The organism is Paenibacillus sp. BK033, assembly GCF_004345425.1.
Classification (GTDB): Bacteria; Bacillota; Bacilli; order Paenibacillales; family Paenibacillaceae; genus Pristimantibacillus.
This window is the reverse complement of record NZ_SLVP01000001.1, coordinates 244,952-261,462: the sequence shown is the minus strand read 5'-3', so window position 1 is coordinate 261,462 and position 16,511 is coordinate 244,952. Positions and strand designations below refer to the sequence as shown.

Genomic DNA, 16,511 nt, shown 5'->3' with positions numbered 1-16,511 from the left:
CCTGATTTCCTTGCAACCATTCGCTGCTTGGCAAGTTTATTTTTCGAGCAGCCCCTGCTCGTAGGCATAACGGGTCAGCTGAACGCGGTTATCCAGATGAAGCTTCTGCAAAATATTTTTCAAATGGTTCTTGACCGTATGCTCGGATAACCCGAAGGCAACCGCAATCTCCTTGTTCGACTCTCCCGTCACAACACGCTCAAGAATATCCTTCTCGCGGGAAGTAAGCGGCGTTGTCATTGCAGAGGCATCACCGGGCATCCCGGATTTAGTACCGGCTTTTGCCGGGTTTGTCCCGTTTGACGAGGCCGCCGAAGTAAACTCCTGCAGCAGCCTGAAAGCAATTTCCTTCGACATGGGCGCTTCGTCATCCACAACGGCCCGGAGATATTCTCTCCATGCGGAAGGAGACAGATTTTTGAACAGATAGCCTTGCGCTCCCCGCTTGATCGCTTCGAACAAATGAGTAATGTCGTCCGAGACCGTCACCATAACAATCTTGAGAGCCGGGTACAAAAACTTCAGCTGCTGCGTCGCCTCAAGCCCTCCCATGCCGGGCATATTGATGTCCATCAGCACCAGATCGGGCAGCACGTCATCGATCCGGGCAATCGCTTCTTCGCCGCTGGCCGCTTCGCCGACAACCGCAAACTCCGGATCCGCTCCGATAATTTCCCGCATGCCTTCCCTTCCGTGAGGATGATCATCCACCAGAAATACCCGAATTGCTTTACTCAATTTCCTTCACCTCCGGATTGAATGCGTACCGTTGTTCCCGCGCCTGCCGCGCTTCTAATATCAAACAACCAGCCCATCTGTTCTGCTCGATCCCGCATCATGCGGATGCCGTACCGGTCCTTCGCTTCGATCAGGCCAGGGTCTGCTCCAACTCCGTTATCCTTTATTTCGCATACAAAATCCTCTTCGCCCTGCTGCCGGCTTATAACCTCAACCTCGGTCGCCTGCGCGTATTTGCGGACGTTCATCAGCGCTTCCCGAATAATCGACTGCAGCTCGACCAGCTGTTTGTTGGATAACGCGCCTTCCGGCAGCTGCCAATCGAGCTTTGCGCGAACGCCGCTGTTTTGCAGCAAATCATTCACCGCCCCATGAATGGCGTTCAGCCATGAATCATCTACGACTACGGCCGGAGACTGCAAACTCGCAATGGACTGCCGGACATCCTCGTAGACATGCTTAACCGTCTGTCTGATTTGAACGGTCGTTTCCCTCGCGTCATCGCCCAGCCCCATATGCTCCAGCTTATCCAGCTTTACGGAAAGCAGGAACAGCGATTGCGAGATGCCGTCATGAAGCTCGCGTGCCAGCTGCTCCCGCTGCTCGAAGGAAGCCTTGGACACCCGCTCGCGTTGAAGGGCTTCCTGCGTCTGTTCCAGCTTGCCAAACAGTCCGCGCAATAAAGTCAGTGTAAACAGAAACACAAGGGCCGGGGCCAAAAAGTTACCCAGCTCCATTGAAATATACGGAAGCAGGAAGACGTGCCGGACGTACTCCCACAAACCTACAACAATAGTAGGGATCCATAAAATTAAAAATTTCAGAGATTTGTAGGACATTTTTGCATCTCCTAAAAAGAATTATCACACAAACGGCCTTTGGGCTGTTCGTGATGATTCTTGCTTCGTAAGCATTCGCTTAAAGAATTATCACACAAACGGCCTTTGGGCTGTTCGTGATGATTCTTGCTTCGTAAGCATTAACTTTTATGAATGGCGATAGCGATTCATACTTCGTAAGCATTCGCTTAAAGAATTATCACACAAACTGCCTTTCGGCTGTTCGTGATGATTCTTGCTTCGTAAGCATTAACTTTTATGAATGGCGATAGCGATTCATACTTCGCAAGCATTCGCTTATGAATGGCCATGCTTAACTAATGCGATAAAAGATTAATGCTGATAACATTTCCCGGGTAATGCTTATTGTGACTCCCTCAAGTGTACTAGACGCCTTGGGAAAGAACAATTCGTATAAGAACGCTTCGCCGCGAGCACAATGAAAATGAGAGAGGAGGATTACCGATGACCAACAATCATTTCAAGCTTGCTGAGCTTGAGAAGCATACGGAAGCGCTTGAAGAAATCCGACAATTAGAGCAAAAGCTGACCGGACAGATAGGTTCAACGATCAGCTTAATCGCTTACGAGTCCGAGGACGAACATAAGTAGATACTACGCCCCCATTTTAGCATGGGGGCGTTTTTTCTATTGACAGGAAATCAAATTTCAATTATTTTTGTTGTACATACAAAATAGAAGTCATCAAACCGCAAGGAGGGCATAGGATATGTCAAAAGACATCGACCCCGCAGCGGCTGCGGATTTAGAAGAACAAGTGGATAATCCCGAGGCTTTCCTGCACACCTGCTTATATTTTACGGCGAACCGCCTGAGCAGGGCCATTACCCGCATGGCGGACGATGCTTTTGCTGCAACGGGGCTTGCGCCCGGTTACGGCTATGTTATTCGTCTAAGTGTCGCCAAGCCCGGTATTACGCAAAAGGAATTATCCGAGAAGCTGTACATCACCCCTTCTACCCTGACACGGTTTATCGACAAGCTGGAAGCCAAGCAGCTTGTTGAGCGCAAGGTTCAAGGCAAAACCGTTCTTGTCTATCCGACGGACAAAGGCCGCGAGCTGGAGCCAACGATTCGCTCCGCCTCCAAAAAGCTTCTTGAATCTTACCAAGCCATTCTTGGCGTAGAAGCGTCATCGCAGCTGACGCATTCCTTGGAATCGACAAGCGAACAGCTGGAGAAATAGCAACTTTAGTTCCTTAACCGGAACTTTTGCTTTCATACATTTGTATGTACAAACAAAATAAATCGAGGTGCGAAATGAATCAGGTCAAAAGCAAGTTTTATTACGGGTGGATAATCGTACTGCTTACCTTTGTTACGCTGCTGGTATCGGCAGGCATTCGTTCCATGCCAAGCGTCTTGATGATCCCCTTCCAGGACGAATTCGGCTGGAGCCGGGGAGAGATCTCAAGCGTGGCATCCATCGGCATTTTACTATACGGTCTGGTTGGCCCGTTCTCCGCTGCCCTGCTGCTGCGCTTCGGCATCCGCAAGGTCGTGCTTCTTTCTCTAGCCGTATTGGCCGCAAGTCTTGCCGTTACGCCCTTCATAAATGCGTTGTGGCAATTTGATCTGCTGTGGGGCCTTGTCTCCGGGCTTGCAACCGGCATGATGGCCAACGTGCTTGGCGTTACCGTCAGCAATCTGTGGTTTGTGAAGCGTAAAGGACTGGTTGTTGGCATGCTGACGGCAAGCGCCGCTGCCGGACAGCTGTTGTTCCTGCCGCTGCTTGCCAAAATGACCTCCGATTACGGCTGGCGCTCCGCGATGTATACGGCTGTTATTGGCATTGTCACGGTGTTTGTGCTGGTTGCCATCTGGATGAAAAACCATCCTTCCGATGTGGGTGCCGCTCCGTACGGCACGGACGAGATCGTAAAGCCAACGCCTTTCCGCGGCAATCTGTTCCTGGCCCCAATCAAGAATCTCGGTTACGCGATGAAAAATAAAACGTTCTGGCTGCTCGCCGGCACCTTCTTTTTCTGCGGCTTCTCTACAAACGGCCTGATCGGAACCCATCTCATTGCCGCCTGCGGCGATCACGGGATGGTTGAGGTTGCCGCTGCCGGACTTCTGGCCATGATGGGCATCTTTGACCTCTTTGGCACCACGATCTCCGGCTGGCTGTCGGACCGCTTCGACAGCCGCTGGCTGCTGTTCTGGTATTACGGGCTGAGAGGGCTGTCGCTGCTGTTCCTTCCTTACGCGCTGGATGCTACGCCGGCTATGCTTGTTATTTTCTCCGTATTCTACGGCCTGGACTGGATTGCGACCGTACCGCCTACAGCCAAGCTCGCCGGAGAAACGTTCGGCAAGGAAAAATCCGGCATGATCTTTGGCTGGATCGTGGTTGCCCACCAGATCGGCGCTTCCACCGCCGCGTACGGCGCGGGCCTTATGCGAGACTGGCTCGGCAGCTATTCGCAGGCTTTTGTTATCGCAGGCTTCACCTGCTTCTTTGCCTCCCTGATGGCGATTCGGGTAAAAAGACATCTGGCGGAGCGCAAGGATATGACGCTTCAAGCTTAATAGTCGCCAAAAAGCCTCGGGCTGCTCCTTGAATACGGAGTGCCTGAGGCTTTTTGCGATTGACCGCTCTTGCTATCGATGCTTGCGGGATTCGGCTGGCTTACTCGTGTGACGTCCCATTCAGCGATTCAATTGCCCGTGCTTATTCCGCTAACGAAACTATGTATTCTTATTTCGCAAAGATCAGCTGCTTCCAGAAGCTAATGAAACTTAGTAACGTTATTGGGCCGAATAGAGACTGGAATCTGCAAAAAATAACCAAATAGCGATATGGGGTTTCGTTAGAAATTCAGAGGCCTTAAATTCGGGCAAATAGCGTGTTGTAGTTTCGTTAGGTGTCATGGGTGGCGCCAGCGGCTGAAAATCTCGGATACAAATACCGTATGGGATTTAGCCAGCGAGAAAAAACGGATAAACAGCAAAACAATCTTTATTTCAGGAGATTTGACCTATTTTGATCTAGTACAAAATAGGGGATTTTTACATTTTGGAAATAAAAAAAGAGAACGCGCCAAAAGGCGTTCTCCCGTTCAAGCTTTATCGTGTTATTTCAGAAACTTCACCAGGTCCAGCTTAACCTCTTCTACCCATACATCCGTAATTTCAGCATCTCTGAAGTATTTCCAGGCTTCGTAATAGACCTTTGTCATGTAGACGGATACATCATAACGTCCCATAGGGAATGTGACCTTATAACCTTCAAAAAATTCTCCCGTGATCCCATCCTCAGTCATAGCTAATCTCTCCCCTAGCCCTAGATCATACCTCTACATCATATCTAATTTTAGGAGATTATGTGCTTCCAGTCTAGCAGTAAATTTACATTTCATGAAAGCTTTAGTTTAGTGGTCAAGCTATTTATGAAATCCGGCCACGATGAGCCGGGAACGGGCGGAAAGCCGCGGTCAGACGGCCAGATATAAACCCAGCCCTCAAGCTCGGGAGCTCCGACATCTTGAACCCAAACCCGGTCGTAGTCATTGTTTTCCTCGATGCCGTAAAACTCCTCCAGCTCGTCGAGAACAGCGAGTCCGGCACGGTCGATCGTCAGCCACAGCCCCTCAATCACCGCCCCGTCTGCTCTTGCCGCCTGATCTCTAACCGCAGCGGGATAAGCTCCCACGTTCACCAGCCTGCCCGCGATCATGCCGCTTCTGCTATGCATGAGGAAAGGAGCGATGACAGCATGGTTGATTAAACCCGGAAGCAGGGAGCCGTATGCAAACACGGTAATCTTGTCCCGTACTGACATGAGTTACGCCTTGCCCGGCGCCTGGAGTGTAATCCCCTCATTGACCAGCGCCTCCCGGATACGGGAGGCAAAAAGAGCCGCGAGAGGACCATCGCCGTGCAGGCAAATCGTGTCGGCCTGTACGTTCACCAGTGCGCCTTCCGGGGTAAAAGCGATACCTTTCGCTGCCATCGCTACCGCTTGGGCGGCCGCCTGGTCCGCATCATCCAGGACGGCTCCATGCTTGCCGCGAGGAGCGAGACTGCCGTCCGGCTCGTAAGCTCGGTCCGCAAACACCTCGGCTGCGGAAGGCAGACCGTATTTCTTGGCCGTATCCAGCAGCAGGCTGCCGGATTGACCGTAAATCATAAGGCAGTCATCAACAGCCAAAGCCGCTTTGACGATCGCCTCAGAAACCGCCTTATCGCGGTTAGCCATATGATAAAGGGCTCCGTGCGGTTTCAGGTGAGCCATTTCCCCGCCTAATGCCCGGACAAAAGCCCGTAATGCGCCAGCCTGGTATAAAACAAAATCGTATACCTCGGCTGCGGTTACCTGCATCTCACGGCGGCCAAAGCCAAGCCGGTCCGGCAGACCGGGGTGGGCGCCGATGGCGGCGCCCGCGGACAAAGCCTGCTTCACGGCAGCATGCATCGTGTGGGGATCGCCGGCATGAAAGCCGCATGCGATATTTACGCTTGTAATATAGGGGAGAAGCTCGGCATCTTGCCCGAAGGAATAGTTGCCGTAGCCTTCCCCGAAATCGCAGTTGAGATCAACCGCGCGCTTGTCCGTATTGCTGTTTACCATGCTGGTTCTCCTTTCGTTTAAGGCTGACGGCTGCGAATGGCGGCGGCCAGATAGCGGATGTCCTGCTCGCGCTTGCGATCCAGCCGCTGCGCCTCGCCTAAGGTAACAGGCTGGAACCGGATCGTATCGCCCGGTTTCGCTTGGGCGAGTAGCGGCATGTCGACCGTAGCGACATGCGCGATTTTGGGATAGCCGCCGGTCGTCTGGCAGTCGGCGGCCAGAATGATCGGCCCCCCGCCGGGCGGCACTTGCACGGCGCCGGGCGTTACCCCGTGCGAGAGCAGCTCCGCACGGGACTCTCTTGCAAGCGGGGTGCCGGTCAGTCGGCACCCCATGCGGTCCGAGGCGGGAGCGACGGTATACCGCTCCCGGTACAGGGCTTCACGGGCAGCTGCGCTGAACTGCCCGTGCTCGCTCCCCGGCATCGCGCGAAGCACGATGCCGTCTTCGCCGTCGCCGCCGCCGTAGGCGCCCGGCGGCGCAAACCATGGCGCGGCCGCCCACGGCAGGCGGCGGCCCGCGCCTTCCGGCGCTGAAGCGGCGGCTTCGCCCTGCCGCGCCAGCGCCGTTGCCCATGCGGCTGCCCACCGGGACGGGGCAGCTGCGCCCTGCGCCGCGCCGCAGGGCAGGGCGTCGCCGGCGGCAAGGCGCCGCCCGGCAAGCCCGCCCAGCGCGGCGCGCGCATCCGTGCTGCGGCTGCCAAGCTCGCGCGGCACGCCAAAGCCTCCCGCTGCCGCCACGTAGGCCCGGCAGCCGCTGACAGCGCGGCCAAAGCGCAGCACCGCGCCGCGCGGAACAAAGACCGGCCGCCACATCGGCAGCTCTTCGCCATCAATCGTTGGCTCCAGATAAGCGCCGCAAACGGAAAGAAGCAGATCCATACCGGCCTCCAGCTCAGGGCCAACAAGCGTCACCTCAAGCCCCGCTTCCCCTTCCTCGTTGCCCACCAGAAGATTCGCAATCCGCAGCGCGTACCGGTCCATCGCGCCTCCGGCAGCTATGCCCGAGGAACGGTAGCCGTCTCTCCCCAAATCCTGAATCGTGGTCAACAGGCCGGGTCTTAACACCTTTATCCCGGCTTCCGTTCTTATGCTGGAGTCTGTCATAAGCGGCCCTCACCTCCGGACACGGGAATAAATCGGACGCGGTCCCCCGCCCGTAGAAGCACGGGCTCGATGCGTTCCTTGTCAAACATAGAAATCGGCGTATAGCCGATAATCTGCCACCCCCCTGGCGTAGCAAGCGGATAAATACCGGTCTGCCTTCCCGCGATTCCGACGGATCCTGCCGGGACAACGGAACGCGGCACGTCCTTCCGCGGCTGCTCCAGCTTCTCCGGCAGCCCGCTCATATACGGAAAGCCGGGCATAAACCCAATCATCGCCACGGTATATTCCACCCTGGAATGCTCCTCGACGAATTCCGCCGCCGACAGCCCCGAGCGCTCCGCCGACTCTTCCAGATCCGGGCCGTAATGGCCTCCGTAGTACACGGGAAGATCAAATCTGCGGACTTTCCCATCCCGTTCGGAAGCGGTTTTTTCATTCTCCACCAACTCCCGCAGCTTCCGTTCCGCGAGCTGGTGCGGAAGCAGAATATCTGCCTCCGGCCCTTGCTCGATTTCCCGCCACAGCGTGGCAGGATCATACAAGACGGTAACGGTCTCGTATGCCGGCACAATATCAATCACCCAAGCTTCGGCTCGCTGCTTCAGCATCCAGGCAAGGTCGGCCATTTGCTTCCAGCCTAGCGCCCCCCGCGTTTCCTGCTGGAGGACAAGCGCACGGTCACCAAGCGGCAATACGTTTACAGTCACGGCTCAGCACCTCCGGCTCTGCTCTTTTCCCCCATTGTAAAAGAAATCCGCGACAACAACCATCCTATGCACGAAAAAAACGAGAGCCGCCATTTCAGACAACTCCCGTTTTTCCGGCAGGGCAATCCCCCACCTTATCTTATTGAACGTACCGGTTAATGACTTCAACCAGCAGATCGTTAAGCAGCTTCGTCTCATACTCGCCTACGGCAGGCTCCAGATGATCGCTGCCGATGCCGCTGTCGTCGGTCAGAAACAGGTAGGTGCCGCCGGTTGCGACGGCCGCGAACCGCAGCAAGTATTCCGTATCCACATCAACGCCGCTTGAAGCGACCGGAATGATGCGAATCCCTGCCTTTGCGGCGTCTTCGATAACGCTGTGCATCTCCTGCATAATTTGAGCTTCGTGATGAGGCGGCGCGTCCAGCACAACAAACATCAGCCTTGCCCGCGCGTTCTCGCTCCATTTATGATCGCTGACCGCATTGCGCAAAGCCTGCTCGACCGCTTCCGGATAATCCCCGCCGCCCTGCGCTTTTTGCATCGCGATAAGCCTTACCGCCTGATCGATATTCGTGGTGAAGGGATTCGCCTTCACGACATAATCATCATGAATATCCCGGTAAAAATTCGTGCTCATTCGGATATCCAGCTGATTGGCATGCTTCTCGCCTACCCGGGCGATGACATCCTTCAGCTCCGCCTCCATATAATCCATCTCATCCTGCATGGAGCCGGTTGTATCCATTACAAACATGACATCCACCTGTTTGGAGTCCGGCAGCTCTCCGTCCAGATCTACCTTCAAGACTCCTTGACCGGGCACCTCGATATTGGATACCTTTTTCTTCTGCTGGTCGGCCGTCACTTCAACGGAATAGCGCGTTCTCTGATAAGGCTGCTCGTTATCCTTGAACAAGCCAGCGAACACGTAGGCCTTGCCATCGGCATTTGTCCTCGCTTCCCAGACGGTTCGATTCTGCTGCCCGATCAGCCTTACCGTCGCATCGGTAACGGCGCGGCCATCCGAGGTCACCGATACTTCCAACCGGTTAAAATATTCAAAGCCCCAATGCGCGGAGCTGTCACTGCCTTCATAGCTGTTGAGCAAATTATTGAACCTTTCCCAGGCGGCAAGGTCATCCCACTCGCCCGCGGTCAGCTGGCCTGCCTGGATTGGCGCGTCGGTACGTCCTTGACGTCGCGCTTCCTCCCGGTGAGACTCGGGTTCAACCGGCTTATCCTCAACCCGGTTTCCCCGGTCATCAGCGGAGGTCTCGGATTGGCTGCTTTTCGCTCCGCTATCCGGTGCCGCTCGGTCGGCGGCATTATTGTTCCGGTTTGAGGAACAGCTGCTCAGAATAAGCAGGAGAACAAGCATTGAAATGATCATGGACATGAGCTTGCTTTTCGTTTTGTTTTTTATCATTTTCCATAACCCCCTTTATTTTCTAAATAGACGATGGGAAATGGCGGATTGTTGCATTAACCGGCAATCAACATTACAATCAAAAGCAGGCATCCTAGCGAAGAATATCGGCCGTTTTATGCCAGTACATGGAGGGCTGCAATCATGGAAACTATTCAACTTAAGGGCATTGAGATTGTATACCGGCAGCAGATGAAGGAGCTTCTGTTCCAGTCCGCTGAGCTTGTGCTAGTGTCGGATTACGGATCAAAGCTATGGTACGTGGACGTTAACGGAGTAAAAGATACCGAGCTGCTTTCATGGTTTGGGCAAAGCGAGGATATCCGGGTCGAATTATACGCAACGGCAGCCGATGGACGAGCCTTTAACGGCACTGCCTATTTGCACCCGAACGAGCCTCATCAGGCCGCGGCCATCCGGGGCGACGGCGAGCTGCGCCAAACCTAAGCCGCTTGTACATAGGGAAGGAGAACGAGAACAACATGACAATTACTTCAAGATTGGTTACCAATGAGCAGGATCTGCAGTCGGTTTACGACATCCGCAAAAAAGTTTTTGTGGACGAGCAAGGCGTGCCGGCCGAGAACGAATACGACGAATTCGAGGAATCGTCCAAGCATGTCCTGGTCCTTTATAATAATGAGCCGGTTGCTGCCGGCCGCGTAAGAGTGGTTGACGGAGTTGCCAAGCTGCAGCGCATTTGCGTCCTTGCCTCCCACCGCAAATACGGACTAGGCCGCGCTGTCGTAGAAGCGCTTGAATCCGTTGCCCGCGAAGACGGCCTCAAGGAAGCAAAGCTTAACGGCCAGACGCATGCCGAAGCCTTCTACGCCAAGCTCGGCTACCATACCGTCTCCGACGTATTCCTGGAAGAAGGCATTCCCCACGTAACCATGAAGAAGACGCTTTAAGGTCCCGTCCCACCAGAAAGGAGCTGCCATGGCCGGCAGCTCCTTTCTTTTTTGTCTTTCCACGCCTTTCTATACATCTCAAGGTTGCCTTTCTTCGTGTACCCTCTCGTACCTGACTAGTTGTGCTTCCCCGTCCTCACTGCCCTTCTCCTCTACCCTCTGCCGCTTGCCATTCTCCACTCGCCTTCCAGCGCTTTGCGCCCCGAGGCTTTGATAATCTCCGTTAAGCCAAGCCCCCTATAAGAGTCGAACTTCGGCACTAACCAAAAACCTCCCTGTTCATCACTTCCACCTACAGCTGCTCCTCATGCTCCACTCTTCGCATCTAACGAAACCTGGTAACCTTATTTACTCAAAATACACACTCCTGAAGTTCTAACGAAACCAGATATCGCTATTCATCCGTTTCACCCTCGTATTCCCTTCAAAACAAGCAAATAACGCTATGTCGTTTCGTTAGAACTCCAAAACCGCCCATTTTCCTCAAATAACGATACTACGTTTCGTTAGCGCTCCGTTAATTGCCTTTTTCTTTTGGAGTATCCTGCAGTCGCGGAAAAATCTACTTCTCCGCAAATCGCACTATATGCTTTTCCCGATCGCGGCGCCTGGAATCCACCAGGCGCCTCCACGTCCCTACCACAAAGGGGCTGCCTATTTTTAAGGCAGCCCCTTTGTGGGAAGAGTGCGCATGTTGGGAAGCACGCGGAGTGAGCGAAGTGAGGGTATTGTATCTCCTGGAAGAGCGGAGCGCCTGCCTTTGTTCCTCTGAATACTCATTAGATGAGTAAATTCAATATTCAGAGGAACAACAGCAGCTGGAAGGAGATACAATCCCGTCCTGAGCAACACGCAGCATTATCCCACCTGAGCATAGACTTCTCCCGCAAATTAAAAGGCTGCCTTAAACCAAGGCAGCCCCACAAACTATTTGCTATGAGCAACTTCCGGAGTCGTCAGACGATCATAGAAGTCCACGCATTTATCTTTGTCTTCCGAATCACGAAGGGCCATAGCCGAGCGTGGATGCTCGTCCAGCATACCCGTGATCATGTAAGGAATAATGTAGCCCCACTCTTCCTTCTCGCGGAGAGGAATCATGTATTTCTCGATCATGTCGAGAACCGGACGTACATTGTATTTCGCGTTTTGCAGGTTAGCGACAAGCAGCTCCGTGTTGCAGTTGCCCGCAGCGCGGCCCATGCCGTATACGGATGCGTCCAGCAGCTCAACGCCTTTTTCCGCAGCGAGCAGCGTGTTCGCGAATGCCAGCTGCATGTTGTTATGCGTATGGATACCAAGGCGTTTGTTAGGCAGATGATGCTGGAATTTCTCAATCAGGTAGCTGTAGTCGTTAGGCTTCAGGCTGCCGTACGAGTCAACGATGTAGACAACGTCCACTACGCTTTCCTTAATCAGTTCAAATGCATCAATCAGCTGGTTCTCCATCACGTTGGAAAGTGCCATGATGTTAAGCGTTGTTTCGTATCCGCGTTCATGGAACAGCTGAACCAATTGCAAAGCCTTGTCAACATCCTGGATGTAGCAGGCTACGCGGATGAGGTCAAGCAGACTTTCGCTGCGCGGCAAAATGTCATTCTCGTCTACGCGACCGATATCGACAAGAGCAGACAGCTTGGTATTGCCTTTGTTAGGGATGACTTGCTTCAGGAAGTTGTCATCCAGGAAGCGCCAAGGACCGGCCGTATCGGCGCCTTTCAGCAGCTTAGGCGAGTTTTTATAGCCGATTTCCATATAGTCTACGCCGGCTTCGTTCAATGTATTATAGAGATGTTGAACGAATTCAACGCTGAAATCCCAGTTGTTCACTAGTCCGCCGTCGCGGATCGTGCAATCGACAATTTTACAATGGCTAGTTTTCGAATTCATGTCCTACTCCTTCTGGTTCAATTATGTTACATCCAATCATACTTGAAATAGATGCGGAACGCAAAATAATTTTGTCGTTTTTTGGATGCGCTTCAGGCTTCCTTCAGCAGCTTTAGAGCCGTCTGGCGGTAGTTTTTCTGGAATTCCTTTACCTCGGGCAACAGCTGCGTCCCGCCGGGTCCGCGCATCATAGCCATGTCATCCGACTTTGCCAATATCTCCAAAAAACGGCTCGCCATAATTCCCGTAACGGTACCCGGATTTTCCGACGACACCTTCTTGTAGCTGGCTTTCACTTCCGGCATCAGCTTCAGATTGCTTGAATCAAAGATTGGCGTATTCGAAAGCCCGTACATATACATTTTCAAATAAGTATCCAAATAGATACTTTCCACCTCCGTATATTCCGGGGAATCCGCATATTGCTTCAGGAAGGTCTCGGCCATTACCGCCCTGCTGGCCAATTCGTTCCACGTAATTACAAGCCCGGCGTCCATGGCAGCCGGATCGTTCGATTCCGCCGCTTTCAAGGCGATGTAGCTGTTTAACGGATTCGATAAGTACATGCTGTATTTCTGCTGGTTGCTGTAGTCAACGATCGGGTAGATGGTGCCTTCCACCCATACCAGCTTATAACCGCCGGACAGCTTAGTCACCACTAACTGCCTGACCGCTTCGTCGGGAATGGACCCCGCGTTTGCCGAGGTAATCGGCCAGTCCATTTCCGTCAATACATTTTGAACATTATCTCCGAAAAAAGCTTCCTGGGAAGACTGCAGATCCTTCGCGTAAAAGGCGTTCAGCTGCCTAACCATCTGGTCGGCATTATTCTGCCCTGCTTTGTTCAGGTTCTCGTTCAGGAAGGAGACGATATCGGAAGCTTCCTTCGCCGTGCTGACCACCGTCTTGAATTTATGTATGAGAGCATCCTGCTCAGAGGTTTTCTCAACGGCTTCCGTGGCTGCAGGCTGCTTGACATCCCGGTCAGTCCGGACGGCATTGTCATTTTGTTCCGCTTTGCTGCATCCCATCAATCCGATCACGATGCAGACGGTCATTAATCTATATAAGGATTGTTTCAGACGAGAATTCATATGCACCCAACCTTCCGTTCCATATAGTGTATGCCAGATTGAGCATATCCATTAGACGACTGGACAGATCGATTGGTTTCGGTCCAAGCGCAAAAAAAACAGGCCGACTGCTCGGCCTGCTCTTTATTTTACCGCCAGCTCCCGCTCGAAATGACCGGAACGGACAACCTTGGTGGACAAATATTTCTCGTTATGAACGGATGCCTCACCCCATAACGGTACGCGCGAGGTAATGTTCATTCCCGCATCGCGAAGGGCTTCCACCTTGCGCGGATTATTCGTAATGATGGATACCGGAGCTTGTCGAAGAAGCTTCAGGACGTCAATGGCTTCGCTGTAGTCGCGTGCATCCTCGGCAAAACCGAGCTCAAGATTGGCATCTACGGTATCGAGGCCTTCCTCTTGAAGCAGATAAGCCATCGCTTTGCTGAACAGGCCGATACCGCGGCCCTCATGGTTAGCCAGATAGAACAATGCGCCTGCCCCATTGGCCGTAATCATCCGCATCGACTGCTTCAGCTGGAAGCCGCAGTCGCACCGCTGGCTGCCGAAGATATCGCCGGTATGGCAGATGCTGTGCATGCGGATAAGCACGTCTTCCTCGTGCTCGAAGTCTCCGTAGACAAGAACGCTCGACTGCTGGAAGTCCGCGTAATGAACTTGATTAAGCTCCGTAATAAGCTCTTCCAAGGATTCGCTCTTCCCGATATCGCGGCGAAGCCAGCTATACCACTGGAATGTTACGGTTTCTCCGTCGAGCTCAACCGGAAGCTTGATTGGACCTACGACGTGGATCGCATGATCGCCATTGTCGATGGTTTTAATTTTATTTTTTAATATCGATAAGATATGTTCATTAGACATGTTTACCGCACCTTCTTTTTAGCTGAATAATAAACCACGGATAATGGACCAAATTCTTGCAGTAGATACCAGTATATTGAGAAATATGCCATAACGCAACAGGCCGCTGGTCCATCTTCGTATTCGCCCGTATAAGCCGGGTTGGACAAAAACAGCCGTTTTCCCGTTACTAATAGTAACTAATTATAAATTCATAAACAAGTAACGTCAAGTTACAAGCCTTACAAAAGTTTGCTTGTATTCATTTTACAATGTGACTATAATGAAATGGAAATGAATCAGAGGTGATCGTAATGGAGCAATCTGACCTTTGTCCGCGCGTGCAAAAAGGGATGGATCTCATTGGAAAACGTTGGATCGGCCTGATTATTTATCAGCTGTTAGCCGGCCCGCAGCGTTTCTGCGCTGTTCAAGCCGCGCTTCCCATCAGCGGCAGGCTGTTATCCGAACGCTTCAAGGATTTGGAGAATGAAGGAATCGTCACTCGCGTTGTTTATCCTGAAATACCTGTCCGCATCGAATATTCCTTGACGGAGAAGGGCCGCGCCCTGGAACCCGTCGTAAGGGAAATCGAGAAGTGGTCACGGGAATGGATAAGCTTGGAGGAAGACCCTTTCTGATACATGATAGACTTGGTAAAAGCCTGTCTTTTTCCGTAATGGAAAAGGCGGGCTTTTTTAATTCTTCTATAAAATATGACCGCCTTCTAATTATAGAACACATGTTCGCCGTATTCAACAGCATTTACAAAATCTTTTTCTAAACTATTTCAATGACGGATTATCGAGGTTTTCGGCTTGGAGACCCGACCTTCTAGCGATCTTCCGGCAGCAGAGGCAGCAGCCTGGCATCCTTCGTAAACCATAACCGGTAGCTGACCAGGCTGAGCACCATTGCCGTCATTGCCGCGGAGGAGGCCAGCACAAACATGATGAGGATTTGATAGCGGACCGCTTCCATCGGATCTGCCCCCGCTACAATCATCCCCGTCATCATGCCGGGAAGCTGCACCAGTCCAACCGTCTTCATGCCGTCGAGCGTCGGGATCATGCTGGCTCTGACGGAGCGCCGCAAGGAACCGTGGACGGCCTGCTTTTCCGTTGCCCCAAGGGCAAGAAGCATCTCCATCTCACCCCTGGCCGTCTCCATCTCTCTCTTCATCTGGTTTAAGAGCAAACCGCATACGATCATCGAGCTTCCAATAATAATGCCGCTGACCGGAATGATATATTGCGGCGTTGGCTCTATAATGCCAAGGCCAAGCAGAATCCCCATCGTTACCCCTTCCGTGCAGGCCAGCGCTAAGGCAATCCGGCTGCGGATCCCCCGGACATGCTTCGCCTTGGCTCCCGCATTCCACGCGGCAACCGTAATCATGCATAGAATAATAATGATAATAAAAGCCGGATGGCTTGTTTCGAATACGAAATGCAGAACGTAGCCGATAAACAGCAGTTGAACCGCTGAACGTAAAGTGCCGATCAGAATTTCCTTCTCCAGCCCAAGCTTCTGTCTCATGGAGATCAAGGCCGCAAACGCAATAAAGCACAAGGTGCAAAGAAGGGCAAAATTGTTCATTCCCCCTCCCCCTTTACTTCCTGCAGGCTGCGAATAAACCGTCTCGCCTGTTCCGTAGCCGGATGTGCGAAAAAGACTCCCGTCACGCTTCTTTCTAGCAAGCTTCCCTCTGCCATAAACCAGACTTGATTGCTGATCATGCGAGCCTGATCCAGATCATGCGTGATCCACAGGTATGCCCGCTCCGATCCTTCGTCCCGTACGGATACCCAATCGAGCAGAAGCTTCTCGACGGCCCTCTTGCTCGCCGGATCAAGCGAGGACGTAATTTCATCGAGCAGCAGCAGCTCGGGATGAAGCAGCAGGGAACGGACAAGCGCTAGCCGCTGCTGCTCGCCGCCGGACAGATCGGAAGCCTGTTTTCCCCAATCGGTCTGGCCGAGGCCTACGGCATCCATATAACGGCGGGCAAGCCCTTCTTCAAAGGGCTTGTTATGAAGCTCGCTGACCGTGCGGAGATTGCAAGCAACCGTGCCGCTGCGCATGACCGGCTTCTGGGCCACGTAGGAAACCTTTTTGCGCCAGCTTTGCGGCTTGCATGCCGCGGGCAGCTGCCCGTCCAGACGAATGGCGCCTTTATCGAAAGGCTCCAGCAGCGAAAGGATGCGAAGCAGCGTGCTTTTCCCTTGTCCGGAGCCTCCAAGGAGGACAATCCGGTCTCCGGGGCGAATCTCGGCCGTAATGCCGCTGAACAGCCATTCTCCCCGATTATCGAATTTGGATTTCGCCATTTCGTTTACCTGCAACACGGTCACCTG

At 53.0% G+C, this 16,511-nt stretch carries 19 protein-coding genes; 6 read left to right on the top strand and 13 right to left on the bottom strand.

The features are described from left to right. Positions 1–36 precede the first annotated feature (36 nt). Both EV294_RS01160 and EV294_RS01155 read right to left on the bottom strand, forming a co-directional pair. Positions 37–681, bottom strand: coding sequence for a response regulator (locus tag EV294_RS01160; protein ID WP_481856042.1), 645 nt, complete (start codon positions 679–681; stop codon positions 37–39). Positions 682–734: 53 nt separating this feature from the next. After that, complete coding sequence (locus EV294_RS01155; RefSeq protein ID WP_132303199.1) at positions 735–1,577, bottom strand: sensor histidine kinase; 843 nt, start codon at positions 1,575–1,577, stop codon at positions 735–737. Between the two features lie 465 nt (positions 1,578–2,042). On the opposite strand from EV294_RS01155, the gene EV294_RS30160 reads away from it, so the two are divergent. The 3 genes from EV294_RS30160 to EV294_RS01145 all read left to right on the top strand — a co-directional run bounded on the left by EV294_RS30160 (position 2,043) and on the right by EV294_RS01145 (position 4,130). Further along, a complete protein-coding gene (locus EV294_RS30160) occupies positions 2,043–2,189 on the top strand; it encodes a hypothetical protein (protein WP_165930544.1) in 147 nt (48 codons plus the stop codon). A gap of 118 nt (positions 2,190–2,307) precedes the next feature. Then, complete coding sequence (locus EV294_RS01150; protein WP_132303198.1) at positions 2,308–2,784, top strand: MarR family winged helix-turn-helix transcriptional regulator; 477 nt, start codon at positions 2,308–2,310, stop codon at positions 2,782–2,784. Between the two features lie 74 nt (positions 2,785–2,858). After that, positions 2,859–4,130 carry an MFS transporter gene (locus tag EV294_RS01145; protein ID WP_132303197.1) on the top strand — a complete coding sequence of 424 codons (1,272 nt, stop codon included), beginning with the start codon at positions 2,859–2,861 and terminating at the stop codon, positions 4,128–4,130. Between the two features lie 545 nt (positions 4,131–4,675). Here the strand turns inward: EV294_RS01145 and EV294_RS01140 are convergent. The 6 genes from EV294_RS01140 to EV294_RS01115 form a co-directional block, all read right to left on the bottom strand. Beyond that, on the bottom strand, positions 4,676–4,864 hold the full coding sequence (locus EV294_RS01140; protein WP_015842998.1) for a hypothetical protein: 189 nt from the start codon (positions 4,862–4,864) through the stop codon (positions 4,676–4,678). Positions 4,865–4,956: 92 nt separating this feature from the next. Then, on the bottom strand, positions 4,957–5,382 hold the full coding sequence (locus EV294_RS01135; protein ID WP_132303196.1) for a gamma-glutamylcyclotransferase family protein: 426 nt from the start codon (positions 5,380–5,382) through the stop codon (positions 4,957–4,959). A gap of 3 nt (positions 5,383–5,385) precedes the next feature. Further along, the gene (locus tag EV294_RS01130) at positions 5,386–6,171 is read right to left on the bottom strand and encodes a 5-oxoprolinase subunit PxpA (RefSeq protein ID WP_132303195.1); all 786 of its coding nucleotides are present in this window, start codon (positions 6,169–6,171) and stop codon (positions 5,386–5,388) included. Positions 6,172–6,188: 17 nt separating this feature from the next. Beyond that, positions 6,189–7,277: a 5-oxoprolinase subunit C family protein gene (locus EV294_RS01125; RefSeq protein ID WP_165930543.1), complete on the bottom strand. Its 1,089-nt coding sequence runs from the start codon at positions 7,275–7,277 to the stop codon at positions 6,189–6,191. After that, positions 7,274–7,987, bottom strand: a complete 714-nt coding sequence (pxpB, locus tag EV294_RS01120; protein WP_132303194.1) for a 5-oxoprolinase subunit PxpB — start codon at positions 7,985–7,987, stop codon at positions 7,274–7,276. The genes EV294_RS01125 and pxpB overlap by 4 nt, the downstream gene beginning before the upstream one ends. 139 nt (positions 7,988–8,126) lie before the next feature. After that, a complete protein-coding gene (locus tag EV294_RS01115; protein ID WP_132303193.1) occupies positions 8,127–9,416 on the bottom strand; it encodes a VWA domain-containing protein in 1,290 nt (429 codons plus the stop codon). Between the two features lie 144 nt (positions 9,417–9,560). Between EV294_RS01115 and EV294_RS01110 the strand changes: the two genes are divergently transcribed. Then, positions 9,561–9,863, top strand: coding sequence for a hypothetical protein (locus tag EV294_RS01110; protein ID WP_132303192.1), 303 nt, complete (start codon positions 9,561–9,563; stop codon positions 9,861–9,863). A 35-nt stretch (positions 9,864–9,898) separates the two neighbouring features. Further along, the gene (locus EV294_RS01105; RefSeq protein WP_132303191.1) at positions 9,899–10,327 is read left to right on the top strand and encodes a GNAT family N-acetyltransferase; all 429 of its coding nucleotides are present in this window, start codon (positions 9,899–9,901) and stop codon (positions 10,325–10,327) included. A gap of 927 nt (positions 10,328–11,254) precedes the next feature. Here EV294_RS01105 and EV294_RS01100 read toward each other — a convergent pair. The 3 genes from EV294_RS01100 to EV294_RS01090 all read right to left on the bottom strand — a co-directional run bounded on the left by EV294_RS01100 (position 11,255) and on the right by EV294_RS01090 (position 14,175). Continuing rightward, entirely contained in the window at positions 11,255–12,217 is a 963-nt protein-coding gene (locus EV294_RS01100) for an aldolase catalytic domain-containing protein (RefSeq protein ID WP_132303190.1), read from the bottom strand. Positions 12,218–12,309: 92 nt separating this feature from the next. After that, positions 12,310–13,311 carry a hypothetical protein gene (locus tag EV294_RS01095; protein ID WP_132303189.1) on the bottom strand — a complete coding sequence of 334 codons (1,002 nt, stop codon included), beginning with the start codon at positions 13,309–13,311 and terminating at the stop codon, positions 12,310–12,312. A 123-nt stretch (positions 13,312–13,434) separates the two neighbouring features. Next, positions 13,435–14,175: a GTP cyclohydrolase II gene (locus tag EV294_RS01090; protein ID WP_132303188.1), complete on the bottom strand. Its 741-nt coding sequence runs from the start codon at positions 14,173–14,175 to the stop codon at positions 13,435–13,437. A 293-nt stretch (positions 14,176–14,468) separates the two neighbouring features. On the opposite strand from EV294_RS01090, the gene EV294_RS01085 reads away from it, so the two are divergent. After that, the gene (locus tag EV294_RS01085; RefSeq protein WP_132303187.1) at positions 14,469–14,795 is read left to right on the top strand and encodes a winged helix-turn-helix transcriptional regulator; all 327 of its coding nucleotides are present in this window, start codon (positions 14,469–14,471) and stop codon (positions 14,793–14,795) included. A 193-nt stretch (positions 14,796–14,988) separates the two neighbouring features. Here EV294_RS01085 and EV294_RS01080 read toward each other — a convergent pair whose 3' ends face one another. Beyond that, positions 14,989–15,753: an ABC transporter permease gene (locus tag EV294_RS01080; RefSeq protein ID WP_132303186.1), complete on the bottom strand. Its 765-nt coding sequence runs from the start codon at positions 15,751–15,753 to the stop codon at positions 14,989–14,991. After that, the gene (locus EV294_RS01075; RefSeq protein ID WP_243711537.1) at positions 15,750–16,508 is read right to left on the bottom strand and encodes an ABC transporter ATP-binding protein; all 759 of its coding nucleotides are present in this window, start codon (positions 16,506–16,508) and stop codon (positions 15,750–15,752) included. Before EV294_RS01075 ends, EV294_RS01080 begins: the two co-directional genes overlap by 4 nt. Between the last annotated feature and the right edge of the window lie 3 nt (positions 16,509–16,511).